The sequence below is a fragment of the Thermomonas sp. genome, assembly GCF_029945965.1.
GTDB lineage: Bacteria > Pseudomonadota > Gammaproteobacteria > Xanthomonadales > Xanthomonadaceae > Thermomonas.
This window is the reverse complement of sequence record NZ_JAQSDO010000020.1, coordinates 58,428-84,410: the sequence shown is the minus strand read 5'-3', so window position 1 is coordinate 84,410 and position 25,983 is coordinate 58,428. Positions and strand designations below refer to the sequence as shown.

Annotated in this window: 23 protein-coding genes; 12 read left to right on the top strand and 11 right to left on the bottom strand. The window is 63.5% G+C overall.

Annotated elements, in window-relative coordinates; all coding sequences use genetic code 11:
- Positions 1 to 94: 94 nt before the first annotated feature.
- Positions 95 to 715 (bottom strand): hypothetical protein, encoded by a 621-nt coding sequence (locus PSV05_RS13020; RefSeq protein WP_300065898.1) that lies wholly within the window; start codon positions 713 to 715, stop codon positions 95 to 97.
- A gap of 160 nt (positions 716 to 875) precedes the next feature.
- Entirely contained in the window at positions 876 to 3,026 is a 2,151-nt protein-coding gene (locus tag PSV05_RS13015) for an adenosylcobalamin-dependent ribonucleoside-diphosphate reductase (protein WP_300066979.1), read from the bottom strand.
- Positions 3,027 to 3,479: 453 nt separating this feature from the next.
- Between PSV05_RS13015 and PSV05_RS13010 the strand changes: the two genes are divergently transcribed.
- From PSV05_RS13010 to PSV05_RS12980, 7 genes are all read left to right on the top strand, one after another.
- Complete coding sequence (locus PSV05_RS13010; protein WP_300065895.1) at positions 3,480 to 4,979, top strand: trypsin-like peptidase domain-containing protein; 1,500 nt, start codon at positions 3,480 to 3,482, stop codon at positions 4,977 to 4,979.
- 118 nt (positions 4,980 to 5,097) lie between these two features.
- The gene (locus PSV05_RS13005; protein WP_300065892.1) at positions 5,098 to 5,454 is read left to right on the top strand and encodes a hypothetical protein; all 357 of its coding nucleotides are present in this window, start codon (positions 5,098 to 5,100) and stop codon (positions 5,452 to 5,454) included.
- Positions 5,455 to 5,463: 9 nt separating this feature from the next.
- Entirely contained in the window at positions 5,464 to 6,057 is a 594-nt protein-coding gene (locus tag PSV05_RS13000; RefSeq protein ID WP_300065890.1) for a phage holin family protein, read from the top strand.
- 24 nt (positions 6,058 to 6,081) lie between these two features.
- Positions 6,082 to 6,435 carry a hypothetical protein gene (locus PSV05_RS12995; RefSeq protein ID WP_300065888.1) on the top strand — a complete coding sequence of 118 codons (354 nt, stop codon included), beginning with the start codon at positions 6,082 to 6,084 and terminating at the stop codon, positions 6,433 to 6,435.
- Entirely contained in the window at positions 6,432 to 7,535 is a 1,104-nt protein-coding gene (locus tag PSV05_RS12990) for an AI-2E family transporter (protein ID WP_300065885.1), read from the top strand. Before PSV05_RS12995 ends, PSV05_RS12990 begins: the two co-directional genes overlap by 4 nt.
- Positions 7,536 to 7,622: 87 nt before the next feature.
- A complete protein-coding gene (locus PSV05_RS12985; RefSeq protein ID WP_300065882.1) occupies positions 7,623 to 8,342 on the top strand; it encodes an HAD-IA family hydrolase in 720 nt (239 codons plus the stop codon).
- Complete coding sequence (locus PSV05_RS12980; protein WP_300065879.1) at positions 8,339 to 9,721, top strand: leucyl aminopeptidase family protein; 1,383 nt, start codon at positions 8,339 to 8,341, stop codon at positions 9,719 to 9,721. Before PSV05_RS12985 ends, PSV05_RS12980 begins: the two co-directional genes overlap by 4 nt.
- Before the next feature lie 51 nt (positions 9,722 to 9,772).
- On the opposite strand, the gene PSV05_RS12975 is transcribed toward PSV05_RS12980, so the two are convergent.
- The 5 genes from PSV05_RS12975 to PSV05_RS12955 form a co-directional block, all read right to left on the bottom strand.
- A complete protein-coding gene (locus PSV05_RS12975; protein ID WP_300065876.1) occupies positions 9,773 to 11,455 on the bottom strand; it encodes a diguanylate cyclase in 1,683 nt (560 codons plus the stop codon).
- Positions 11,456 to 11,544: 89 nt separating this feature from the next.
- Positions 11,545 to 12,156: a response regulator transcription factor gene (locus PSV05_RS12970; RefSeq protein ID WP_300065873.1), complete on the bottom strand. Its 612-nt coding sequence runs from the start codon at positions 12,154 to 12,156 to the stop codon at positions 11,545 to 11,547.
- Positions 12,153 to 13,370 carry a sensor histidine kinase gene (locus PSV05_RS12965; RefSeq protein WP_300066976.1) on the bottom strand — a complete coding sequence of 406 codons (1,218 nt, stop codon included), beginning with the start codon at positions 13,368 to 13,370 and terminating at the stop codon, positions 12,153 to 12,155. Before PSV05_RS12965 ends, PSV05_RS12970 begins: the two co-directional genes overlap by 4 nt.
- Positions 13,371 to 13,435: 65 nt before the next feature.
- Positions 13,436 to 14,215, bottom strand: a complete 780-nt coding sequence (locus PSV05_RS12960) for an ABC transporter permease (protein WP_300065870.1) — start codon at positions 14,213 to 14,215, stop codon at positions 13,436 to 13,438.
- On the bottom strand, positions 14,215 to 15,165 hold the full coding sequence (locus tag PSV05_RS12955) for an ABC transporter ATP-binding protein (RefSeq protein ID WP_300065866.1): 951 nt from the start codon (positions 15,163 to 15,165) through the stop codon (positions 14,215 to 14,217). Before PSV05_RS12955 ends, PSV05_RS12960 begins: the two co-directional genes overlap by 1 nt.
- A 216-nt stretch (positions 15,166 to 15,381) precedes the next feature.
- Between PSV05_RS12955 and PSV05_RS12950 the strand changes: the two genes are divergently transcribed.
- The 4 genes from PSV05_RS12950 to PSV05_RS12935 all read left to right on the top strand — a co-directional run bounded on the left by PSV05_RS12950 (position 15,382) and on the right by PSV05_RS12935 (position 19,953).
- Complete coding sequence (locus PSV05_RS12950) at positions 15,382 to 16,641, top strand: efflux RND transporter periplasmic adaptor subunit (protein ID WP_300065863.1); 1,260 nt, start codon at positions 15,382 to 15,384, stop codon at positions 16,639 to 16,641.
- Between the two features lie 122 nt (positions 16,642 to 16,763).
- Positions 16,764 to 17,456: an ABC transporter ATP-binding protein gene (locus tag PSV05_RS12945; RefSeq protein WP_300065860.1), complete on the top strand. Its 693-nt coding sequence runs from the start codon at positions 16,764 to 16,766 to the stop codon at positions 17,454 to 17,456.
- 12 nt (positions 17,457 to 17,468) lie between these two features.
- Positions 17,469 to 18,623 carry an FtsX-like permease family protein gene (locus PSV05_RS12940; protein ID WP_300065857.1) on the top strand — a complete coding sequence of 385 codons (1,155 nt, stop codon included), beginning with the start codon at positions 17,469 to 17,471 and terminating at the stop codon, positions 18,621 to 18,623.
- Positions 18,624 to 18,636: 13 nt separating this feature from the next.
- A complete protein-coding gene (locus tag PSV05_RS12935; RefSeq protein WP_300065854.1) occupies positions 18,637 to 19,953 on the top strand; it encodes an ABC transporter permease in 1,317 nt (438 codons plus the stop codon).
- A gap of 24 nt (positions 19,954 to 19,977) precedes the next feature.
- Here PSV05_RS12935 and rarD read toward each other — a convergent pair whose 3' ends face one another.
- The 4 genes from rarD to lipA all read right to left on the bottom strand — a co-directional run bounded on the left by rarD (position 19,978) and on the right by lipA (position 25,359).
- Entirely contained in the window at positions 19,978 to 20,907 is a 930-nt protein-coding gene (rarD, locus tag PSV05_RS12930) for an EamA family transporter RarD (protein ID WP_300065851.1), read from the bottom strand.
- The gene (gene yedA, locus PSV05_RS12925; RefSeq protein ID WP_300065848.1) at positions 20,904 to 21,845 is read right to left on the bottom strand and encodes a drug/metabolite exporter YedA; all 942 of its coding nucleotides are present in this window, start codon (positions 21,843 to 21,845) and stop codon (positions 20,904 to 20,906) included. The genes rarD and yedA overlap by 4 nt, the downstream gene beginning before the upstream one ends.
- A 127-nt stretch (positions 21,846 to 21,972) precedes the next feature.
- A complete protein-coding gene (locus tag PSV05_RS12920) occupies positions 21,973 to 24,153 on the bottom strand; it encodes a carboxy terminal-processing peptidase (RefSeq protein WP_300065845.1) in 2,181 nt (726 codons plus the stop codon).
- Between the two features lie 213 nt (positions 24,154 to 24,366).
- The gene (lipA, locus tag PSV05_RS12915) at positions 24,367 to 25,359 is read right to left on the bottom strand and encodes a lipoyl synthase (RefSeq protein WP_300065843.1); all 993 of its coding nucleotides are present in this window, start codon (positions 25,357 to 25,359) and stop codon (positions 24,367 to 24,369) included.
- Positions 25,360 to 25,464: 105 nt separating this feature from the next.
- Here lipA and PSV05_RS12910 point away from each other — a divergent pair, with 105 nt between their 5' ends.
- Complete coding sequence (locus PSV05_RS12910; protein ID WP_300065841.1) at positions 25,465 to 25,950, top strand: hypothetical protein; 486 nt, start codon at positions 25,465 to 25,467, stop codon at positions 25,948 to 25,950.
- The last annotated feature ends 33 nt before the right edge of the window (positions 25,951 to 25,983 follow it).

Below are 25,983 nucleotides of genomic sequence, written 5' to 3'. Positions count from 1 at the left end.
TTCTTTGCAATTCGATGTGGTGCGTATCGATGCGGGGGATGGATGTGGTGACAAAGCACCCCCGCCCATGACGGGAGGGGGTGCCTGGTGCGGACTACTTCTTCTTCGCAGCCTTCTTGGCGGCTTTTTTCGGCACGGCTTTCTTTGCAGCAGCTTTCTTCGGCGTGGCTTTCTTGGCCGGCGCCTTCTTCACTGCCTTCTTCGGTGCCGCCTTCTTGGCGGGCGATTTCTTTGCAGCAGCCTTCCTGGCCACCTTCTTCGGTGCAGCCTTCTTCACGGCTTTCCTGACTGCCGCCTTCTTGGCGGTGGCCTTCTTGGCGGTGGCCTTCTTCGCGGCTTTCTTCACTGCTTTCTTGGCAGCCGCCTTCTTGCTGGCGCCCTTGGACTTGAGTGCGGCAACTTCCTTCTTGGCCGAGGCACTTGCGTCGGTCAGCGATTTCCTGGCCTTGTCCGTGGTCGTCTTGACAGCCTTCCTAGCCTTGGCGGTGTTCTTGCTCACCGCTTTCTTGACCTTGGCGACATCGGCCTTGACGGTCTTTTCGGCTTTCTTGGCTGCCTTGCTCACCGCCTTCTTCGCCTTGCCTGCAGCTTTCTTTACCGAGTCCATGGCGCCTTCGGCGGTGGTCGCGATGCTGCTGCCGACATTGCTGGCGGTTTCTTTTACAGTCTCGGCGGCATTCGACAACGTGGCCGCAACTCCGTTTCCATTGCTCATTTGACCTTCCTCGAAAGGGCTTGGGTTGGGTGGGTACAACAACGTGATGCTATACCCGGAAACGGCGTGCGTGCAGCGTGACGGACACGCATCGCAACGTCGGTTGGCCGGTGGTCAGAACTTGCCGTTAACCTGCCTCAAAATTTTCCGTGACCCTTCCTCAGAACTTTCCGTAGTAGCCCTCTTTGAGCGCATCAAACAGATTGGCGGCGGTGTGCATTTCGCCGTCGTATTCGATCTGCTCGTTGCCCTTGACCTCGACCACCTGGCCGTCTTCCAGTTCGAAGCGATAGGTGGTGTTTTCGAGGTCGGCTTCCTTGACCAGCACGCCCTGGAAAGCGGCCGGGTTGAAGCGGAACGTGGTACAGCCCTTGAGGCCTTGCTCGTGGGCGTAGCGGTAGATGTCCTTGAACTCTTCGTACGGGTAGTCCGTCGGCACGTTCGCGGTCTTGGAAATGGATGAGTCCACCCACTTCTGCGCGGCGGCCTGCACGTCGACGTGTTCTTTCGGGCTGACGTCATCGGCGGCGATGAAATAGTCGGGCAGCTTGGTGGCGGCGTCTTCGGAATACGGCATCGCCTTGGCGTTCACCAGCTCGCGATAGGCGAGCAACTCGAACGACCACACGTCGACTTTTTCCTTCGACTTCTTGCCTTCGCGGATCACATTGCGGCTGTAGTGATGGGCGAAGCTGGGCTCGATGCCGTTGGAGGCGTTGTTGGCAAGTGAAAGCGAGATGGTGCCGGTCGGCGCGATCGAGCTATGGTGAGTGAAGCGCGAACCCACTTCGGCCAGTTCCTCTACCAATTCCGGCGCGACTTCGGCGATCCTCTGCATGTAGCGGCTGTACTTGGCGTGCAGAGTCTTGCCTTCAATCTGCTGGCCCAGCTTCCAGCCGTCGGCCACCATTTCCGGACGCAGGCGGAGCATTGCGGCGGTCACGTCGAATTGCTCGCCCATGATCGGGGCGGCGCCCTTTTCCTTGGCCAGCGACAGGCCCATTTCCCAGCCGGCGACGGCCATGTCACGGGCGATGCGCTCGGTGAATTCGCACGAGGCCTTGCTGCCGTACTTCATCTTGAGCATGGTCAAGGTGCTGCCAAGGCCGAGGAAGCCCATGCCGTGGCGACGCTTGCGCGCGATTTCGTCGCGCTGCTTCTGCAACGGCAAGCCGTTCACTTCGACCACGTTGTCCAGCATGCGGGTGAACACGCGCACCACTTCCTTGTATTCCTCCCAGTCGAACTTGGCCTGGTCGGTAAAGGGGTTGCGCACGAACTTGGTCAGGTTGACCGAACCCAGCAGGCAGGCGCCGTAGGGCGGCAGCGGCTGTTCGCCGCAGGGATTGGTGGCGCGGATGGTTTCGCACCACCAGTTGTTGTTCATCTCGTTGACGCGGTCGATCAGGATGAAACCCGGCTCGGCGTAGTCATACGTCGACACCATGATCATGTCCCACAGGTGGCGCGCGCGGATGTGACCGTAGACCTTGCAGGCGACCAGGCCGTCCTCGCGAGTGACATAACTCTTGTGGGTCGGCCATTCGCGCCAGATGACCTGGTCAGTGTTGTCCAGGTCGACTTCGTGCGCTTCCTTGGCATTCACCGGGAACACCAGGGGCCAATCGCCGTCATTCTTGACCGCGTCCATGAAGCCGTCGGTGATCAGCAGGCTCAGGTTGAACTGTCGCAGGCGGCCATCTTCGCGCTTGGCGCGGATGAAGTCCTTCACGTCCGGATGCGACACGTCGAAGGTGCCCATCTGCGCGCCGCGGCGACCACCGGCCGACGACACGGTGAAACACATCTTGTCGTAGATATCCATGAACGACATCGGGCCGGACGTGTACGCACCAGCGCCGGCAACGAACGCGCCGCGCGGGCGCAAGGTGCTGAATTCATAGCCGATGCCGCAGCCGGCCTTCAGGGTCAGGCCGGCCTCATGGACCTTGTCCAGGATGCCGTCCATCGAGTCGGTGATCGTGCCCGACACGGTGCAGTTGATCGTGCTGGTGGCCGGCTTGTGTTCCTGCGCGCCAGCATTGGAGGTAATGCGCCCGGCGGGAATCGCCCCGCGGCGCAGCGCCCAGGTGAAGCGCTCCATCCAGTATTGCTGCAACTCGGCGGTCGGCTCGGCTTCGGACAGGGCCTTTGCCACGCGCTTGTAGGTGCCATCGATGTCGGCATCCAGCGGCGCGCCCTGCTTGGTCTTCAGGCGGTACTTCTTGTCCCAGATGTCCAGCGAAGTGGGCTGCATTGGGATGTCCTGCTTTGGGTCCGTTGCCACCGCTTCCAACCTCACCGTGTTCATGCCTGCCATAGCAAATACTGCTCCTGTCCTTGTCCGGCCGTGGCACTGCCACGTCCGTGCTGTCTATGTGGTGTCGTCGCGGGGGCGAAGACGCAGCCGCGCGCACATTGCGCCCAGCCACTGATTGCGTTGTGTGGCGTTGCCGCCGTTGCCTGCTGCATCGTTGCGCCGCTCCCCAACGGATGCCGACGATTCCAAGCCTTGCAAAAATCACAACGCTTGGGCCTGTCAGGCGACTCAAACCACAAGATGTAGTGGAAATACCGGATCGACCATATCCAGCGCCCGGAACGAAGTCAACGCCAGAATTTGCCTGCCGGGGCTTGAAATCCGGACGTGACCGCCGACACGTGCAGCCGGCTTGGGTTTCACCGAAGATTCAAGCTGTGGGTGTGAAAGTGTGAATGCGCGCCGACCGGTGCCGACCCCCGTTTGACCCGGAGTCATCCCGCAATGCAGCACAAAACACCTACCCCACTGCCCGGCAAATCCGGACCCAGCAAGCCCGGCTCGAGCTCCAACGCCCGCCGCACCCTGCTGGCGCTGACCGCCGCCGCCGCGTTTGGCGGGTTCGCCGCCACCGCGCTGACCCAACTGGTCGAGGCGCCGCTCGCGGCCAGTCCTGCCACGCCCGCCACACTGCCAGCCGCAGGCGCGCTGCCGACCGCAGTTGCCGGCATGCCGATGCCGTCGCTGGCGCCGATGCTCAAGCGGGTATTGCCGGCGGTGGTCAGCGTGACCAGCAAACAACGGGTGCGGGTCAACACGCCATTCGGCGACGACCCGGTGTTTCGCCGCATGTTCGGCATTCCCGAGGAGCGCATCGCGCAGTCGCTGGGTTCGGGCGTGATCGTCGATGCCAAGCGCGGCCTGGTGCTGACCAATAACCACGTGATCGAGGACGCCGACGAAGTGTCAGTGAACCTGGCCGACGGGCGTACGCTGAAGGCCGAGTTCGTCGGCTCCGACCCGGATACCGACGTCGCCCTGATGCGGATTCCGGCCGAGAACCTGACAGCCATTCCAGTGGCCGACAGCAATCAACTGCAGATCGGCGACTTCGTGGTCGCGGTCGGCAATCCGTTCGGCGTGGGACAGACCGTGACCTCGGGCATTGTCTCGGCGGTGGGCCGTAACAACCTGCCCGGCGCCGGCTTCCAGAATTTCATCCAGACCGATGCCTCGATCAACCCCGGCAATTCCGGCGGCGCACTAGTCAACCTCAATGGCGAACTGGTCGGCATCAACACCGCCAGCTACAACCCGCGTGGCTCGATGGCCGGCAATATCGGGCTGGGTTTCGCAATCCCGTCCAACCTGGCATCGGGCATCAAGGACCAGTTGCTGGCCGGCGGTGTGGTCCGCCGCGGCACCCTGGGCATCGACACCCAGGACCTGGATGCGCGCATCGCCAAGGGGCTGGGGCTGGACGAGATCCGTGGCGCGGTGGTGACCCGCGTCTATCCGGGTTCGGCGGGAGCACTGGCCGGGCTCAAGGTCGGCGACGTGATCCTGGCCGCGAACGGCGAGCACATCGAAAACGCCGAGGCGCTGCGCAATTTCCAGGGCCTGCAGGCGGTCGATACAAGGGTGACGCTCGATGTGCACCGCGACGGCAAACTGCTGCAACTGGTCACTGGCCTGCGCGAAGCACCGAAGGCATTGCAGGGCATGCAGCTGGATGCGCGATTGGCTGGCGCGAGTTTCGCCGAGTTGCCGGAGTCGCTGCGCCGGCAGGGTTTGAGCGGCGTGCTGGTGGAGGATGTGGCACGCGGTAGTCGCGCCGCCCAGAACGGGCTGCAGAAGGGCGACGTGGTGCTGGCTTCCAGCACCGGGCAGTTCAGTGACCTGGGCGGCTTCCGCGCTGCGTTTGCCTCAACACCCAATGCGCCGAATGCATTGATCCTGCGCGTGCTGCGCGGCCGCATCCGCGGCGACCTGCCGATGCGCTGACCGCGCATACTCACGCTGCGCGCCATGACAAGCGCATCACGCCTTCGATGCCAAGCTTCCACTTTCTGTCCACGCTTTCCGTCCACGCTTTCCGTCCAACTTACGTAAGGATTCCGACATGAGCACCAATACCGACGCGGTCAAGAGCAACCTGGGCGAAGCCGGCAGCCACTTGAAGCAGGCCGCAGTCGCTGCGGGCGATGCACTCAAGGGTGCCGCCAGCGCAGCAGGCGATGAAGTCAAGCTGGGCCGGGCGCAGATGAAGTCCGAACTCGCCGATGGCGCACTGGCCGGTTTGAGCGCAGCCGAACATTTGGGTGGTGCGACCGGCGAACAGGTCGACAAGCTGATGGACAAGGGTCGCGACCTGGTCGACAGTGCCGCCGAACTGATCCGCGAGCGCCCGCTGGCTGCGTTCGGCGTCGCCTTCGCCGCCGGCTGGATCATTTCCAAGCTCGGCCGCAGCGACAAGTAAGTCGCTGCAATGAGTGACGGGCCGGACACGCAATCGCCTGATCCCAACGATTCGCCTGACCAGGAATCGGCAGGACAACAGGCAGGTAGCGACACCGCTGCACCCGACATCGCCGAAGCGCTGCGCGAATTCGGCGCAAGCGGTCGCGCGGGCCTGAAGGCGGCCAATGACGCGGCCAAGGCGCTGCGGATCTTGGTCGCGGCGGATTTCTCGCTGGCGCGCAGTGCATTCGGGCGCACCTTGGCCCTGACCGGAGTGGCTATCGCGTTTGGCGCCTCATCCTGGCTGCTGTTAATGGCCACGCTGATCGTGGCCTTGAGTCGTAGCCTGGGCTGGCCGTGGCCGCTGTCGCTGCTGGTGACTGCGCTGCTCAGCGTGACCGCCACCGTGCTTGCCGCGTGGTGGGCGATGCGCTATTTCGAGCACACCCGGATGCGCGCCACCCGTCGTCAGCTTGCGCGGCTGGGCCTGGGCGAACTTGCGGCCTTCATGCCGGATGCCGACAGCCATGAATCCACCGAGTCCGCAGCCGAGCGCATGGCTGAGGCCACCAGCAGCGACCCGGTCAAGAAAGGCTTGGGCGTGGACGTCACCCCACCATGAGCCGCACGCAATTGAGACGCCACCATGAGTTTTGATGCGCTGATCAAGAAGGTAAAGCAGGCGGAGGTCGCGCTTGAAACCAGCGAGCGGCGCACCATGGCGCGCTGGAAGGACCTGAAGATCGTCTGGAAGGAAGGCTGGACGCCGGGTCGGATCGTGATTGCCGGGCTGGCCTCGGGATTCCTGATCGGGCGTGCAAAGCCGCTGAAGTTGGTTGGCGGCGGCGGGGTATTGAACCTGGTGACCGCGCTGTCCGGACTGTTCGCCAGCGGTAGTGCACAGGCCGCCGCCGATGAGGCCGGGCAGGCGGCCGATGTCGCCGTCTCAACTGCGCCCGACGCCAGCGCTTCGACCTCCACCCAAAGCGCCGCCATATGAGTCTGGAAAGCGACGCCGCGCTGCCGCCGTCCTCGACGGACGTCTCCCTGCAATCGCGTCCGCGCGCGCCGTTCGCGATGGTGGTGCTGGCGATATTGGCGGTCGGTTACACACTGTGGGCGGCACAGGATCTTCTGCTGCCAGTGTTGCTGGCAATGTTCTTCGCGCTGGTCGGTAATCCGATCCTGCGCCTGCTGCGGCGCCTGTACATCCCGCGCTTCATCGGCGCGGTGCTGGTACTGGCCGCGGGCATCACGTTGACCGTGGCATTGGGCCAGCAGCTGTCGGCACCCGCCAGCGATTGGGTACGCGATGCACCCAAACAACTGCGCAAGCTCACCCCGAAACTTCAGGCGATGGCTAAACCAGTCCAAGCGGCGAATAAGGCTGCGGAAAACATCGCGCGCGCTGCCGGCGGCGAAAGCACCAGCAAGCCGGTGCAGATCGTCAAGACCGAAGTCAACGATCCCTACAAATCGCTCATCGCGACGCCTCGAGCGGTGACCAGCGTGCTGGCGGTGGTGCTGCTGACGTTCTTCTTCATGGTCTATGGGCAACACTTGCAGCGCAATGCGATCGCGCTATTGCCCGACCGCCAGAAGAAAAAAGTCACGGCCGGCATCATGCAGGCGATCGAAACCGAGATCAGCCGCTATGTGCTGACCATCAGCGTCATCAACATGGTGGTCGGGCTGATATTCGCCGGCTGCCTGTACTTTTTCCTAAATGTGCCACTGGACGAAGCACTGCTGTGGGGCACGATGGCCGCGATCCTCAACTTCGCACCCTATGTCGGGCCGCTGATCGGGATCGTGGTGATGGTCCTGATGGGCTTCGCCACCTATTCGACGCCACTGCAGGCGCTGTTGCCTCCCGCCATCTACCTGGGCCTGCACACGCTGGAAGGCCAGCTGCTGACGCCGATTGTGCTGGGCCGGCGAATGGCACTGTCGCCGCTGGTGCTGATCCTGGCACTGATGGTGTTCGGCTGGCTGTGGGGCATCATCGGATTGTTGCTGGCAGTGCCGCTGCTGGTCTGCGTGAAGATCGTGCTGACCCGGATCGAAGGCCTGGATGGCTGGGCGCGCCTGCTGGAATGAGTTTGCAGGCCGCGCGCAGCCGCTTATCGGCGGCGCGGCGCGACGGTTATCACGACGGCGGACCGGGCCCCGCCCTACAATGGCGGGATGCGTTTTCCGATTCGTGCCATCAGCCTGGACCTTGACGACACCCTGTGGCCGTTCGCCCCGATCGGCGAACGCATCGAACAGGCCCTGCACGCGTGGTTCGTCGTGCACAGTCCGCGCACCGCCGAGCGCTTCCCGATCAGCGAGATGCGCGCCTTGCGCGAACGCGTGCACGCGGCATTCCCGCAGCATGAACACGACCTGGGCCTGTTGCGGCGGCTGACGATCGAGCGTGCATTGCAGGATTCCGGCGACGACCCCACGCTGGCGTCCGCGGCTTACGCAATTTTCTTCCGCGAGCGCAATCGCGTCGATTTCTATCCCGATGCCCGCGAAGGCCTGGCGCGCATCACCGCCTGCCTGCCAGTGGCGGCGTTGACTAATGGCAATGCCGACCTTGCCGCGATCGGCATCGCATCATCCTTCCGCTTCCAGCTCGGCGCGCGCGAATTCGGATCGGCGAAACCCGATCCCGGCCTGTTCCAGGAAGCCTGCCGGCGACTCGGCGTGGCGCCGGATGAGGTGCTGCACGTCGGCGATCATCCGCACATGGATGTCTCCGGTGCTGCGCGCGCTGGCCTGCGCAGTTGCTGGATCGACCGTGGTGACCATGCCTGGCCGCTGGAACTGCCGCGCGCCGATATCGAATTCACCACACTGACCGCGCTGGCCGACTGGCTGGATACGACACCGCCAGAGAGTCTCGAGGACGCCGCATGACCCTGCCGACTGGTTTTGCAACAAACCGCGAAGCCGCCGCGCCACGGCCGCTGCATTTCGTCCAGCGCGACGGCCTGGCAGTCTGGCGCGCTGCGCAACCTGCAGCGGTTCAAGCATGGCTGGATGCGCAGCAGTTCGACGCCAGCGCCGGCAGCGCAATGACATGGCCGGATGCCGATGGCGGCATCGCCGGCGCGGTGATCGGCATCGGCGATCCACTGGATCCGCTGTCGTATGCACATGCGCCGCTGGCGCTGCCGCTGGCCGACTGGCAGGCGGTCGGGGCGTCGGATCCAGGCGCGCGCAATGCATTGCAATTGGGTTGGGGCTTGGGCTGTTATCGCTTCACCCGCTACAAGACCGCGTCGCGCATGCCGGCACAGTTGGTAAGCGATGCTTTCGACGATGCCGGCTTCGACGTGCTCGCTGCCTGCGTGCGCGTACGCGACCTGGTCAACACGCCGACCGAGCACATGGGCCCGGATGAGCTGGAAGCAGTCGCGCGCGACATCGCCAGCAGGCATGGCGCCGACATCACCGTGATCACTGGCGACGCGCTTCTTGAACAGAACTTCCCGGCGATCCACGCGGTCGGCCGCGCCTCGCATCGTGCACCGCGGTTGATCGAACTGAGCTGGGGCGACGCGGCGCATCCACATGTCGCCCTCGTCGGCAAGGGTGTGTGCTTCGACTCCGGAGGGCTGGACATCAAGTCGGCCGTCGGCATGCGCAACATGAAGAAGGACATGGGCGGCAGTGCGCATGCGATCGCGTTGGCGGAACTGATCATGGCGCGCCGGTTGCCGGTGCGCATCACGCTTCTGGTACCCGCGGTCGAGAACTCGCTTGGCCCGAATGCATTCCGTCCCGGCGAAGTCATCGCCACCCGAATGGGCGTGAGCGTGGAGATCGACAATACCGACGCCGAGGGCCGACTGGTGTTGTGCGATGCGCTGGCCCGTGCGGGCGAACTGGAACCCGAGCTACTGCTGGACTTCGCTACCCTGACCGGCGCCGCACGCATTGCGCTCGGCCCGGATCTGCCGGCGCTGTACAGCAACGATGAAACGCTAGCTCGCGACTGGCTTGGTGCTGGCGAACACAGCCGCGATCCACTGTGGCGGATGCCGCTGTGGCGCCCATACTTGCGCTACCTGACCAGCGGCATTGCCGATCTCGCCAACAGCAGCAACACGACCATGGGCGGCAGTATTACCGCGGCGTTGTATCTGGAACGCTTCGTGCCTGCAGGCCAGGCCTGGGGCCATGTCGATGTGTATTCGTGGAACGACAGCGACCGCCCCGGCAAACCAACCGGCGGCGAGGCACAGGGATTGCGTGCAACCTTCGCGATGCTGCAGGCACGTTACGCCGGCTGACACGGGGTTGCGCGTGGCAGTACGCGTCGGGCGTCCTCGCTCAATCGCTCCTCACATGCCTATGGCAATCTCAATCCGGTTGCGGCCGGCACGCTTGGCCTGATAGAGCGCCTTGTCGGCTGCCTGCATCAACGTCTCCTGGGTCTGGCCATGTGCGGGGTAACCGGCCACCCCGATCGACACCGTCACCTTCGGCAGCAGCTTGCCCAGATACGGCACCTGCATGGCTTCCACCGCCAACCGGATCGCTTCGGCACGCGCGCTAGCTGCCTCGACGTCGGCCTCGGGCAGGATCAGGGTGAATTCCTCGCCGCCATAGCGGCAGACGATGTCCTCGCCACGGGTAATCGTCTGCAACAGCTTGCCGAACTGCGCCAGCACGGTGTCACCACCCGCATGTCCATGCAGGTCATTGAAGGACTTGAAATGGTCGATATCCAGCATCAGAAGCGATAACGGCAGGCCCCGACGCGCGCAACGGGCCAGTTCGCGCGTGGCGGATTCCTCCAGGTAGCGGCGGTTGAACAGGCCAGTCAACGGATCGCGGATCGACTGCTGGCGCAGGCGATCCTGCAGCGACAGATTGGCCAACGCCATCGACAGTTTTTCGACCGCTGCTTCAATGATGTCGCGATGCGCCGACAGCGATTGCTCGCTACTCGAGAGGCTGAGCAACCCGAGCTGGGCGCCCTGGGCCACCAGCGGCACGCATAAGTCGGTTGAATCCACGGCGCCTTCGGCGCCCAGGTGCGTGCAGCGCGCGCCATGCATCGCATCGGTTGCATGCGGCTGGCCGCGACGCAGCGCCCAGCAGGCATCGACCGCGATCATCTCGGGGGACACTTGCGCAGTCTCGCCCCATTGCGCGGCGAGCTCGGCATGATCCTGCGAATTGCGAATTCGGTAGATGCTACCGGCCGCGTCTGGCAAGATCGTGGCGAACAGGCTTTCGGTCAGCTGCCAGGCTTCTTCGGGCTGGGCACAACTTTGCAGCATGCTGCCGTAATTGCTCAGTGCCCGCAGTTCGGTGCTGCGAAGCTCCACGCGCTCCAGCGTGACCTGAAGCTGTTCGTTGGCTTGCGCGGTCTCTCCTTCCGCTTGTCCGCGCCGACGGATCTCCAGCACCAGCAGGCGGTATACCGAAAGGATCACCAGGATCCCGATCGGAATGCCGAGCAAGGCCAGCTCACGCAGCAGGTTTGCGCTGTCATGGGTCGACTCGCCGCGCTGCACGAGCAGGATGACTTCGGCCTCGCGCATCGCCTCGGCCTGCTGGCGGATCGCGGTCGACGACTCGATGACGCCGTGGTCGATGGCTGCTTGTGCAGCGGGCAACCCCCCTTCGCGATAGCGACTTAGGGTTTGCGCCAGCTGTCGTGCGCGCTGCTGTACATGCGCCCACAGCGACTGCGCACGGGCCAATTGCGCGGGGTTATCGTGAATGCGCCCGCGCAGATCTGCATAGATACCCGGCAATTTCTCGCTGGCGTTGCGGTAGTCGGCAAGGAAGATCGGATTGGCGGTGAGCAGGTAGCCACGTTGCGCCGCCTCGGCATCGCGCAACCTCGCTTCGAGCTCGTCGATGCGCACGATGACCTCGTTGCTATGGGTCACCGACGACGCATCCATGATCAATCGATGCGCGCCCAGCACCACGCCGACGCCGATCGCGATGAAAATGACCGCGGCCATGATCAACCCGGTACGACTGCGCTGGCGAGTATCGTTGTTCATGCGTGCATGCTGCCTCGTTGCGGTAGGCGGCGAACCTTCGAACGCCCCAGGAACATTCAAGCAAGCATCGTGCCAACCGCCTGCAACCGCTAAAGCCAGCCCTGTTGCCGCGCCAGCCGGTAAGCCTCGATCCGGTTGCCGACGCCCAGCTTGCCGATCGCCTCGGACAGGTAGTTGCGCACGGTGCCCTGCGAAAGATTCAGCTGGCTCGCGATCTCGCCGGCTGACATGCCCTCGCCGGCCAGCCGCAGCACCTGGCGCTCGCGGTCGTTCAGCGGATCGGCCTTGCCCCAGGCGTCCAGCGCCAATTGCGGGTCGATCGCGCGGCCGCCTTTATACACCTTGCGCAAGGCTTCGGCCAAGTCTTCGGCCGGCGCGTCCTTGAGCAGGTATCCGCAGACGCCGGCATCGAGCGCCCGGCGCAGGAAACCGGCACGCCCGAAGGTGGTGACGATCACCACTTTGGTCGGCAATTCGTGGCGTTGGATCCGCTGCGCCAGTTCCAGCCCGGACAGGCCGGGCATTTCGATGTCGGTCACCAGCAGGTCGGGTTTCAGCCGCTGCAGTTCGCGCCATGCCGCTTCGCCATCAGCGGCGGCGCCAACGACTTCGAGATCATCTTCCAGCCCCAGCAGCGCCGTCAACGCACCGCGCACCATGGCCTGGTCTTCGGCCAACAAGATCCGAATTGAAGTGGTCACGCCGGCCATCCCGCGCCGCCGAGTCGCGACAGCTGGGTCAGTCCTTCGATGGCCTGATGGCGGCCCCCGCTCTCGATGTCTCCGTTTTCAATATCCTCGGCCTCGATGTCTTTGATTGGCACCCTTACCAGTAGCCGGGTACCGCCACCACGCGGGGATTCGATGCTAAGGGTGCCGCCAAGTTCGCGCACGCGATCGCGCATGCCGGCAAGGCCATTGCCATCGGTATTGACGCCGCCGCGACCATCATCGGCAATCGTCAGTTGCAGCACGTCCGTTTCGCGTACGAACCGCATTTGCGCACGCCCGGCCTGGGCATGCCGGGTGATGTTGGTGGCGGCTTCGCGCAACACCAACGCCAGGCCATGCTCGAGTGCTTCCGGCAGGTTGCCCGGCGGCAGTTCGTACTGCAGGTGTACCTGCGAGCATTCCAGCATCAAGCGCGCCGACGCCAGCTCCGCAGCCAGGCCGGTCGAGCGAATCCCGGTGACCGCGCTGCGCACTTCAGCCAGTGCACTGCGCGCCACGCGTTCGGCATCGACCAGCTCACGCCGCGATGCATCGGGGTCGCGCTCGGATAGCTTGCGCGCCAGTTCCAGCTTCAGGGTGATTAGCGACAGCGTATGGCCCAGAAGATCGTGCAGGTCGCGGCCGATGCGTTCGCGCTCGGCGGTCGCGGCCAACCGGCGCACTTCGTCGTGCGACAACGCCAGTGCTGCGTCTTTCTCTTGGCTGGCATGTTCGACATTGATGATCACGCCGATGATCAGTGTCATCACCGGCACCCACAACCACATCTGCAGGGGATAGCCGATCCAAGCGACGACCCCGATATACACCGCGTTCATCGCCAGCAGCTGCAGGAGATAGCGGCCCAGGCTTGGGCGCGATGCGGACACCCGCATCATCACGCAGCCGAAAATGAAGTAGCTGAGGCCTGACGGATACCAGCGCAACAACACCAGGCTCAAGGCCGCCATGCCGAGTGCATAACGCCAGCTATTCCGGCGCGGCGCGAGCAGCACCCTGACATACAACCACAGGAATATCGGGTAAGACACCAATGTCAGTGCCACCCAACGCACGTCGTAGCCATTGTTCAGCAGCGGGGTTATAAACACCCAAAGCGACCACAACAGGTGCACGGAATCGGCCCACGGCGACTTGCCGCGACGGATCGCATCAGCCGTAGTTGAATCCGGCGCTGGCGTCATCCATTGGCGAAGGAGCTTTGGAAGTTTCACGAGTGGATGCTACTGCACGCCGCGTTGATCAACGCTCAGCCATTCCGGCGCAACCGGCGCGCGGCCAGCCACAGGAAGCCGGCGGTGAAGCCGCACAACACCAACACGTGCTGCAACACCGGCCCATGGGTGACACCCAGCGCATGCAAGGCGATCTGGTCGAGGTGATAGCTGGGCCACACCGGTGCAATGCGCTGCAGGGTCGCCGGCAGGATCTGCAACGGCACCCACAAGCCCGACAGGAACGACATCGGCAGATAGATCAGGTTGAGCATGCCGGGCGCGCCCTGGCCCTTGATCAGGGTGCCGACCAGCATGCCCAGCGCGCAGAACGGCAGCACGCCAAGCGTGCCGGTAAGCAACAGCGCAGCGGCCTGGCCGACACTGAGCGAAACATGCGCGACGCCGACGGCCAGGCCCAGCAACAGCAGGATGACCATGGCGGCCGAGATCATCGCCATCAACATCTTGCCCAGCAGATAGGCGGCGGGTGGCATCGGCAACGCGCGCTTGAGGGTGAGCAGGCCGTTGTCGCGCTCAAGCGCCAGCGATACCCCGAAGCCGAACAGACCCGGACTCATCACACCGAACGTGCCATAGCTCGCCAGCAGGTAGGTGGCCATGCCCGGTGCTTCCGCATGCGCCAGCGCTACCCCGAACATCAGGTAGAACACCGTAGGAAACAGGATCACCGGCAACAGGAAGCCGGGATTGCGCAGGTAGCGCACGATTTCGCTGCGCGCTTCCTGCACATAGGCGTTGAACACGAGCGCGCGTGGCATCGCAGCACTCATGGGAGCAATCGTGGTGTTCATCAGGCGGCTTCCTGCAGGGCGACTTTGTCGTCGTCGCGGGTGAGTTCGGTGAAGGCTTCGGCCAGGCCGGCGGCGCGCACTTCAAGGCCTTTGAGCGCGATGTCCTGCGCCAGCAGCCGGCGCACCAGCAGTTCCGGATGTTCGGTGGACAGGCACAGGCGTTCGCCATCAATGCGCGCCTCTGCGACTTCAGGCCACGCCTGCAGCTCTTCCAGCGTCAACTTTGTCGAGCACCAGACCCGCTTCAAGGCGATCCGTGCACGCAGCGCTTCCACGCTGCCTTCGCTGATCACCCGTCCGCGCGCCATCACGCAAACACGTGTCGCCAGCGCTTCGGCTTCTTCCAGGTAGTGCGTGGTCAATACAACCGAATTGCCTTCGGCGACCAGATGCCGGATTGCCACCCACAGTCTTTGCCGTGCATCGATGTCCATGCCGACGGTGGGCTCGTCGAGGAACAACAAGCGCGGGCGACCGCACAATGCCAGTGCGAATTGCACGCGGCGCTGCTGGCCACCGGACAACTTGCCGTAGGGACGCTTCAACAGGTCGGTGACGCCGGCAAGGTCGGCGCTTTCGGCGACGCTGCGCGGGTTCGGGTAATAGCTCGCAGTGAGCCGGATCAATTCGCCGACGCGCAAAGTCAGCGGCAATGCCGCGTCCTGCAGCATCACGCCGATGTTGCGGCGTGCGCGAATGTCCTGCGGATCCAGCCCGAACAGGCTGACTTCGCCGGCATCGGCGCGGATCAAGCCGAGCAACAAGCCGATCGCGGTGGTCTTGCCGGCGCCATTCGGGCCGAGCAAGGCCAGCAACTCGCCTTGGTGCAGGCACAGGTCGATCCCGTCCAGCGCACGCAATTTTCCGTAGGCCTTGCTGACGCCATGCAGTCGCGCCAGCACGCCACGGCTTCCATCGCTGCTTTTTTCGTCGCCGTTGCCACCATGCATGGTGCTGTCCTCCGAGGATGTGCACCGACAATAGGCGCGCATCGACCACGTCGGCAGTCGAGCCCATCACCTGATTGACATGACAATCGTCAGGTGACCTTGGCGCTCGCGTGCCCTAGCCTGCACCCATGGCCTTTCGCATTGGCGGACGCTTGCAACAGACGTCACACTTGGGCCTTTCTGTTTCCGGAAACAGTTTTCGATGAGCATGACTCCATGAGCGCGTCCAACGCCGACCTGCTGAAATCCCTCAAGATCGACCGCAGCACTCCGCCGCCCGCCTCGAAACGTGGCCTGTGGATCACGCTGACGGTGATCGCGGCATTGCTGGTGATCGGCATCGCGGGCTGGGCAATCTTTGGCCGTGCCAAGGGTATTGAAGTGAAGACCGCCCAAGTCGTGGCGATCGGCAACGGCGGCGGCAACCCGTCGGTGCTGGATGCGACCGGCTATGTGGTGGCGCGGCGAATGGCCACTGTGTCGGCCAAGATCACCGGCAAGGTGCGCGAGATCATGATCGAGGAAGGCCAGCGGGTCGAAGCCGGCCAGATCATGGCCACGCTGGATCCGATCGATGCCAACGCACAGCGTGATCTTTCCCAATCGCAGGTGCTGGTCGCGCGCAGCCAGATCAACAGCGTGCGCGCACAGCTCAAGGACGCCGAAAGCAATGCCGCGCGTCTGGGTGCCCTGGTTGGCCAGAAACTTGTCTCGCGTGCGCAGTACGAGCAAGCCGTTTCCCAGCGTGACGTCCTGCGTGCGCAGGTGACCACCGCGCAACGCAACGCCCAGGTCGCCAGCGATTCGCTGCGCATCTCCGAACACAGCGTGGACAACACCATCGTGCGTGCGCCTTTCGCCGGCGTGGTGATCGCCAAGGCCGCGCAGCCGGGTGAAATCGTCTCGCCGCTGTCGGCAGGTGGCGGTTTCACCCGTACCGGCATCGGCACGATTGTTGATATGGATTCGCTTGAAGTGGAAGTCGAAGTCGGCGAAGCCTTCATCGGCCGGGTCAAGCCTGGCATGGCGACCGAAACCGTGCTCAATGCCTACCAGGATTGGAAAATTCCCGGCAAGGTGATCGCGATTATCCCAGCCGCCGACCGCGGCAAAGCCACGGTCAAGGTGCGCGTGGGCATTGATGCGAAGGATGCACGGATCGTGCCGGACATGGGCGCACGGGTCAGCTTCCTGGAAGAGGTCAAGCCGGCCGACACGACCGCCAAGCCCGGCGTGCTCGCGCCTGCGGATGCGATTATCCAGCGCGGCGGCAAGGACGTAGCCTTCGTGATGGATGGCGAACAGGCGCGCATGCACAGCGTCACGCTCGGTCGCACGCTCGGCGACGACCGCGAAGTCCTGCAAGGCCTGATCGGCGGCGACGCGGTGATCCTTTCGCCATCCGACAAGCTCGTCGACGGCACGCGCGTGCGATTGGCGCGTGAGGAACCAGGCGCCGACGCGAACAACGAATAACGATCAGCCAGAAAAGATCAGTGTGAAACGCAAGAACACAAAAGCTGGATACACAGCCATAAGGGTTGTGAGAAGCGACCCGCTTGCGCGGGAATGACAAGCAAGAGCCAACAGGAGCCAACATGTCCACCCTCGTCAGCATCCGTAACCTGCACAAGACCTACCAGCGCGGCCCGGAAAAGGTCGACGTGCTCAATGGCCTCGACATCGACATCGAAGAAGGCGATTTCGTCGCGTTGATGGGGCCTTCGGGTTCCGGCAAGACCACCCTGCTCAACCTGATCGGCGGACTGGATTCGCCGACCTCGGGGCAGATTTCAGTCGGCGGCACCCGCATCGACACGATGGGCTCCGGCCAGTTGTCGCAATGGCGCAGCAACCATGTCGGCTTCGTGTTCCAGTTCTACAACCTGATGCCGACCCTGACCGCGCAAAAGAACGTCGAGCTGCCGCTGCTGCTGACGAAACTCTCCGCCGCGCAGCGCAAGCAGAACGCCGAGATCGCGCTGCAGTTGGTCGGCCTTGCCGATCGTGGCAAGCACCGACCGGCGGAACTGTCCGGCGGCCAACAGCAGCGCGTGGCGATTGCCCGTGCGATCGTGTCCGATCCGACCTTGCTGATCTGCGACGAACCGACCGGTGACCTTGATCGCGCGTCGGCCGAGGAGATCCTGGGCCTGCTGCAGACGCTCAACCGCGAACACGGCAAGACCATCGTGATGGTCACCCATGACCCGAAGGCCGCCGAATATGCGACGCATACATTGCACCTCGACAAGGGCAACCTGGTCGAGCAGACCGAACACGCGGCATAAGCGGAGGCAGCGATGAAATACCTGCACCTGATCTGGGCCGCGCTGTTCCGCAGCAAGACCCGCACACTGTTGACCCTGCTGTCGGTGATGGCCGCATTCCTGCTGTTCGGGATGCTCGACTCGGTCCGCGTGGCGTTCAATTCCGGCGGCCAGGTCGCGGGCGCCAACCGCATGATCACGTCCTCGCGTCTGTCGATCACGCAGATGCTGCCGTACAGCCTGGCTGAGCAGGTGCGCGCGACGCCCGGCGTGAAGAAAGCCGCGTATGCCGCATGGTTTGGCGGCATTTACCAGGACCCGAAAAACTTCTTCCCGAACTTCGCGGTCAGCCCCGACTACATGGACCTGTATCCGGAATTCAAACTGCCGGCGGCGCAGAAGAAGGCATGGCTCGATGACCGTACCGGCGCGGTCGTGGGTGAGGCGCTGGCGAAGCGATTCGGCTGGAAAGTAGGCGACACCATCCCGCTGCAGGCGACCATTTTCCCAACCAAGGGCAGCAACGACTGGTCGTTCACGCTGCGCGGCATTTACAAGGTCGAAGACCCGAAACAGAAGGGCCAGGAAAACGTGATGTTCTTCCATTGGAAGTACTTCGACGAAGCCAACGACTACGTCAAGGGAAAGCTCGGCTGGTTCGTGGTCTCACCCGATGGCGACAACGCGGATCGCGTGGCACATGCCATCGACAAGCTCAGCGCGAATTCCGACCACGAGACCAAGACCCAAAGTGAAGCGTCGTTCCAGCAGTCCTTTGCCAAGCAGTTCGCTGACATCGGGTTGATCGTCACGGCGATCATGGCCGCGGTGTTCTTCACCCTGCTGCTGTTGACCGGCAATACCATGGCGCAGGCGGTGCGCGAGCGGATCCCCGAGCTGGCGGTGCTGAAGACGATTGGCTTCTCAAACCGCAGCGTATTGTGGCTGGTGCTGGGCGAATCGGTGTTGCTGGTGGTGCTGGGCGGGATGATCGGACTCGGCATCGCTGCGGTGCTGGTGCCAGCGGTCAGCGCCGCGAGCGGCGGCATGATCCAGTTGCCCGGGATGTTGACCCAGACCTGGCTGACCGGGCTGCTGCTGATGGTGGTGATTGGCGTGATCGTCGGCCTGCTGCCGGCGGTACGCGCGATGCGGCTCAACATAGTCGATGCACTGGCCGGCCGATAATGGAATTCACGATATGAAACGACTCAAGGGATTTTTCGCCGGCCTGTTGACCGTGCTGGCACTCGCTGCGGGACTGGTGACCTGGATCATGCTGCCGTGGTACGCAGTTGCTGGCCTGGTGGTGCTGATCGCGCTCTGGTTGATGCTGACCCGCAGCGGCAAGCTGGCAAGGGCGGCGACCTCGATCGGTATCGCCGGACTGCCACAACGCTGGGGCGCGTCGCTGGTCATCGTCGTCGGCATCGCCGGCGTGGTTGGTGTGCTGGTGGCGATGCTGGCGATGGGCGAAGGCTTCAAGGCCACGCTCGACAAGACCGGTGGCGACGACACCGCGATTATCCTGCGCGGCGGCTCGCAGGCCGAAACCAATTCGGTGATCACCCGCGACCAGGTGCCGCTGATCGGCGGGCTCGCGGGCATTGCCAAGGGCGCGGACGGCAAGCCACTGGCTTCGCCGGAACTGTCGCAGGTGGTCAACATGCCGGCGATGTCCGATGGCAACGATGTCAACGTGCAGTTCCGCGGCGTGGGCGAAGCGGCGTGGGCGTTGCGACCCAAGCTCAAGATCATCGAGGGTCGCAAGTTCAATGGCGGCCTGCGCGAAATTGTCGTGGGCGACGGCGCGCGGCATCAGTTCCGGGGCCTCGAACTTGGCAAGCAACTCAAGCTGGCCAACCAGATGTGGACCGTCGTCGGCGTGTTCAAGTCGGGTGACTCACACGACTCCGAACTGTGGGCGGACGCCGAAGTCCTCGGCCCGGCGTATCAGCGCAGCTCGTACCAGTCGATGACCGTCAAGCTGGACGGCAAGGATGGCTTCAAGCGGCTCAAGGCCGCGCTTGCTGCCGACCCGCGGCTGAAGCTCGACATCGAAACCACGCATGACTACTACGCCAAACAATCCGAAGGCCTGACCAAGCTGATCAATATCCTCGGCACGGTGATCGGCAGCATCATGGCGATCGGCGCGGTGTTTGGCGCACTGAACTCGATGTACGCAGCAGTGGCCGGTCGTGCGCGCGAGATCGCGACCATGCGCGCACTCGGTTTCCGCGGCCTGCCGGTGGTCACCGCGGTAATGCTGGAAACCATGCTGCTGGCCCTGCTCGGCGGGTTGCTGGGTGCCGCCATTGCGTGGCTGGTGTTCAACGGCTACACGGTCAGCACGCTTGGGCAGAACTTCAGCCAGGTGGTGTTCCAGTTCCGGGTGTCGCCGGAACTGCTGTGGACCGGCTTGAAGTGGGCATTGGGGATTGGTTTGGTCGGTGGCCTGTTTCCGGCATTGCGTGCCGCACGGCTGCCGGTGGCCGACGCGCTACGCGCCGCCTGATTCTTCTCGTTCGCTCTAATCCACTCAGCCTTTGGCAATTCCCGCCGCGTTCGCGCGGCGGGATCGCAATACACCATCGGCGGCGAAGATCGCCAGCGCGATCCAGATGCAAGTAAATCCAATGACACGCTCGCGGCCGAATGGCTCATGGAATACGAGCACGCCGATCAGCAGTTGCATCGTCGGCGCGATGTACTGCAACACGCCAACCATCGAAAACGGGATCCGCTGCACCGCATCGGCAAACCCGATCAACGGCAGCGCGGTCAGCGCGCCGCCAAGCACAAGCAACGCGATGATCTGCCAGTCCCAACTGGCGCTCGCGCCATATGCGATCACATGGCTGTCGCCATGCAGCTCACCCCACAGCAGCAGGACCAGCGCAGGCAACACCAGGTAGAGGCTTTCCACACCCAACCCGCGCACCGGCGCCACGCCAACCAGCTTGCGCACCAACCCATAGGTGCCGAACGACACCGCCAGACTGAGTGCAATCCACGGGAAGCTGCCGTAGTTGAATGTCAGCCACAGCACGCCACCTGTCGCAATCGCAACCGACAGCCATTGCACGCGGTTCAGGCGCTCATGCAGCAGCGCCACGCCCAGTACCACATTGAGCAGCGGGTTGATGAAATACCCCAGGCTGGTCTCGACCACATGGCCGGCATTCACCGCCCAGATGTACATGCCCCAGTTGAACGCGATCAGCCCGCCACTGAGTGCGAGCATCCAGGACGCGCGTGGATGTGACAGCGTTTCGCGCAGCCAGCCGCGACCGTATTTCCAGGTCAACCAGCCGGCTACCAGCAGCGTGCTCCAGATGATCCGGTGGGCGATGATCTGCATCGACGGCACCGACTTGAGCAGGTGCCAGTACAGCGGCATCACGCCCCATATCAGGAACGCACCGATGGCGACCCACAGCCCGCGCCGGTCCAGGCGTGACGAGGTCATGTTGGCGCCTTCGCTTTCGACCGATGCGCTTTCGAAGGACGCGTTTTTGACCGTCGCGCCTTGGCCAGCGTAATCACCACCACACCGAACAGGATCACTCCCATCGCGACCAGTTCATGCATGCCGAAGCGCTCGCCCGCGAGCCACGCGCCAAGCGCGACCGCAATCGCCGGGTTGACGTAGGCATAGCTGCTGGCCAGCGCCGGGCGCACGTGATGCAGCAACCAGATGTAGGCGGAAAAACCGACGATCGAACCGAATACCAGCAGGTACACAAATGCCGCGATCCCCGCGTGCGTCGGCAGCGCATGCATGCGCTCGCCGAGCGCCAGTCCGACCACGCACATCACCAGTCCGCCGCAGATCATCTGCGCCGCCGCAGCCATGAACGGTGATGGCAGGTCGCGGCCACGGCTCCAGATCGAGCCGAACGACCATGCCAGTGATGCCACCAGCAAGGCGAGCAAGCCGCGCGGGGCCGTGCCCAGGCTGGTACCGGAATTGAGCCAGACCACACCGAGGAAGCCGATACCTAAACCGATCCATTCAAGCTTGTTTGGCCGTTCGCCACGCATCGCCGCGAACACGCCCATCCACAGCGGCGCCGATGCCACCGCGACTGCGGCCATGCCCGAGGGCACGGTCTTTTCCGCGAGATTCACCATGCCGTTGCCGAGCTGCAACAACAGCACGCCCATCACCGCCGCATTGCCCCACTGCGCGCGGGTCGGCACCGGCATGCCGCGCCAGCGCAGCACCGCGAACATCAGCGTGCCGGCAATGGTGAAGCGCATCCCGCCGAGCAGGAACGGCGGAAACCCGCCCTCCAATGCGAAGCGGATCCCCAGGTAAGTCGATCCCCAGATCAGATAGACCAAGGCCAGCGCGACTGCCACCCGCGAGCCGGCGCTGCCTGCCGTATTGTCCGTGCCCTGCATCGCGCATGTCCCCGTGCGTTGCATTCCATTGTTGATTCAAGCCAGCACTTGATGCCCGGAAATAGGATGCCCCGAAAACACAGCGGGCGCCGCAATGGCGCCCGCCGTTCAATGCATGTCGAGAGGCTCAATCCACCCAGTGGCCGGCACTATGCGATTCCGGCAACACCTGTGCGGACAACTTGGCATCGGCACCAAGCAGGCCAATTGCATCGCCCAGGATCGCCGCGGATTCTCGCAACAACGGATCAGTGCGTTTCTTGGCCGCCTTGTCGCGCGCGGCATCCTGCACGACGTTGCGCTCGCTGTCCTGCAGGCCGTCGTCGGAAAGCGGCTGCAACAACGGATCCAACTCTATGCCTAAAAACACCCGCTGCTCCGCCCGACGCTTGCGCAGGGCATCAAACTTGTCACGCTCGGTGCGGCGCGCTATCTCGTTGAGCGAGACCGACTTCTTGGCCTGCTGCTCGCGGAAGCTCGCCACATCTTCGGCAAACCACTGGAACTCGATGTCCTTGGCCACACGAGCATCATGGCGTGCGTCAAGCTTGCCCAACAGCGAGACGAAATTGCCGTACTGCACATGCGGCGCCACCGCGATCCGCGTCCATGGCAAGGCATTGTCGAACTTGCTCTCGCCGTATTCGCTGGCGTCGACGCTGATCGGGAAGCCGACATCGGGCACCACGCCCTTGTTCTGCGTGCTGCTGCCGCCCGGGCGGAAGAATTGCGCAATCGTCAGTTTGACCTGGCCGAAGCGCGGCTTCTCGTTAGCCGGCCAGCGGTCCAGATCGACCATGTTCTGCACCGTGCCCTTGCCGAAGGTGGTCTCGCCGATGATCAGGCCGCGACCGTAATCCTGGATCGCACCGGCCACGATTTCCGATGCCGATGCCGAACCGCGGTTGACCAATACCGCCAGCGGACCGGTCCAGGCCACGCCCGGCTTGCGGTCGTCCTCGACGCTGACCCGGCCGCTGGATTCACGCACCTGCACCACCGGGCCCTGATCGATGAACAGGCCGGTCAGTTCAACTGCTTCGCTCAGCGAGCCGCCACCGTTGTTGCGCAGGTCCAGCACCACGCCATCCATTTTTTGCGCGCGGAACTGGGCCAGCAGGCGGGCGACGTCGCGGGTCGCCGATGCGTAGTTCTCGTCGCCGCGGCGGCGCGCATCGAAGTCCTGGTAGAAGCCCGGCAACTTGATCACGCCGATCTTGCGCGCCGGCTCACCCTGGCTTGCGGGAACGGTAATGGTCTCGGCCTTGGCCGCCTGGTCTTCCAGGCGCACCTTGGCACGGGTCAGCACCAGCCGTTCCGGCTTTGCGTCCAGCGGGGCCTCGGCAGAAATTACATCCAGCCGCACCTGGCTATCAGCGGCACCTCGGATCAACTGCACCGCATCATCGATACGCACGCCGACGATATCCTTCATCTCGCCCGACGCACCCTGGCCGACCGCTGTGATCCGGTCGCCCGGCTTGAGGCTGCTGCGCGAAGCCGGCCCGCCGGGGACGATCTCGCGGATCAGCACCACGTCGTCCTGTTTCTGCAGCACCGCGCCGATGCCTTCCAGCGAGTTGGACATGGTCAGGTTGAAGTTTTCCGCGCTGCGCGGATTCATGTAATCGGTATGCGGATCGATCGCGCTGGCGTAGGCATTCATGAAGCTCTGGAACACGTCGTCGCCCTTCAGCTCCGACACGCTGTCGAGCACGTTGGCGTAACGCTTGTCGAGCGTCTTGCGGATCTCGTCGGGCTTCTTGCCAGCCAGCTTCAAGCGCAGCCAGTCGTTCTTGACCGACTGCCGCCACAGCGTATCCAGCACATCCTTGCTGGCAGCCCACGGCGCGTCTTCGCGATCGTATTGATATTGCTCGTCGGTGGTGAAGTCGAAATTGCCCTTGAGCAAGGTACGGGCCTGGGTCAGGCGCTCATTCATCCGTTGCCGGTACACCGCGAACATCGCCCATGCCGGCGCCACGTCGCCGCTCTTGATCGCATCGTCCAGGCGGGTCTTGTACTGGTCGAAACCGGCGACATCCTGCGCGGTGAAGAACACCTTGCCGGGGTCGAGGGCTTCAAGGTAGCGCTTGAGGATGTCCTGCGACAGCGCATCGTCCAGCGCGCGCGGTCGGTAGGCGTAGCGGCTGTCCGACAGCAGGCCGTAGACCAGGCGCGAGGTGGTGGCCTGGTCGGTAGTCGGCACGGCCAGCATCGGGCCATTGTCGTTGCGCGCAAGCAAGGCAAGCGGCGCAACCAGGGCCAGGCCGAGGGAGAAGGCAAGCAGGGTACGAATAGGCTTCATGTGGTATCCGCGGCGTGGGAGAGCCGTATGCTCAGGATGGGTCAAGGTTGTGACTGCGCGACAGTGCCGGAAGTTCGGTATTCGGTACGACACGTCACGCTTGCGACCACTCTAGCGCCACCGTGTGCAGGGATGTGAACGGATACCGTGCAGCTGGCTAGGCTGTGCGCCTAGCATCGGGTAGCCAGATCGTTGGGCAAGCGGGTAGAACTTTCAGACGACGCCGGCCGCCTGCTGGTCTGCGTGGTAGGAGCTGCGCACCATCGGGCCCGAGGCTACGTGTGAGAAGCCCAGCGCCATGCCGTAGTCCTCCAACGCCTTGAATTCCTCAGGGGTCCAGTAGCGCAATACCGGGTGGTGGTGGGCGCTCGGCTGCAGGTATTGGCCGATGGTGATCATTTCCACATCGTGCGCACGCAGGTCGCGCAGGGTGGCCTGCACCTGTTCCATGGTTTCGCCCAGTCCCAGCATGATTCCGGACTTGGTCAGGATCCCTGGATGCTGCGCCTTGAACTTCTGAAGCAGGGTCAGCGACCACTGGTAGTCCGCGCCAGGACGCACGTTGCGGTACAGGTCGGGCACGGTTTCGATGTTGTGGTTGAACACGTCCGGCGGCGATGCGCTGAGGATCTCCAGCGCGCGTTCCATGCGGCCCTTGCCGCGGAAGTCGGGGGTCAGGATCTCGATGCGAATGCCGGGCGCGGCCGCGCGGGTTTCGCGGATGCAATCGACGAAATGCTGGGCGCCGCCGTCGCGCAGGTCGTCACGATCCACGCTGGTGATCACAACATACTTCAGGCCCATGTCGGCGACGGTGTGCGCCAACCGCAATGGCTCGTCGGCATCGGCGGGCTTCGGCCGGCCGTGGGCAACATCGCAAAAAGAACAGCGCCGCGTGCAGACATCACCGAGGATCATGAAGGTCGCGGTGCCGTGGCTGAAACACTCATGGATGTTGGGACAGCTGGCGTCCTCGCACACGGTCACCAGGCGGTTCTCGCGGAGCTTGGCCTTCAACTTGGCGACGGCGTTGCCGGACGGAATCCGCACCCGGATCCAAGACGGCTTGCGCAGTACCGGCGCGTCCACGAAGGCCACCGGCGAGCGCGCGATCTTGTCGCCGGCAACCTGACGCGCGCCGGGTTCGAGCGAGGTGGGCGTGTCAGCGACGACAGCCAGGGGAATGCTGCGTGGGGTACTGTTCATGTAGGGATTATCCCACGCATTGACGGGCGCTATTAAATGATAGTTGACAAGTCCCTGGGGGGGGGGGGCTATGGTCGGGATCCCACCTGGAGCCGGGGAGGGCTCATGAATCGTTCTAAGCTGTTTGGAAGAATCACAATCGTCGCTGCATTGACGGGTCTAATCGCTGCAGCGAACGCGAAAGAACCCACCAACCTGCCTCGAGTGGTTGCGGTGGCGAGCAACATTGGCAGAGATGTTATCTGCTACGGATATCAATGCGCAGATATGCTTTTTCAGCTCATGCCCCCATTGTTTCCTCTCGAAGTCGACTACCTTCCAGATGTGCCGTCTACTGTCGATCATAACCAGTTCTGTACAAATCTTTATGCGCAGAAGCCTTCAGTCTGCAGTTCGAACAATATCCCTTCGACTCCGCTTAGTGATCCGAGCTGGCAACCAAACGGTTGCGGTGATGGCAGCCTCGGATCGAATGCTATGAATTTTATCGTATCGCAAGGCTATCCAGTGACTGGCGGAACAGGTTTAGACCAGCCAGCGAATGGAGTAAACTTCCAATCGGCATGCAACACACATGACTTGTGTTATTGATCACTCTTGGGCAAAGGAACATGTGACGCTCAA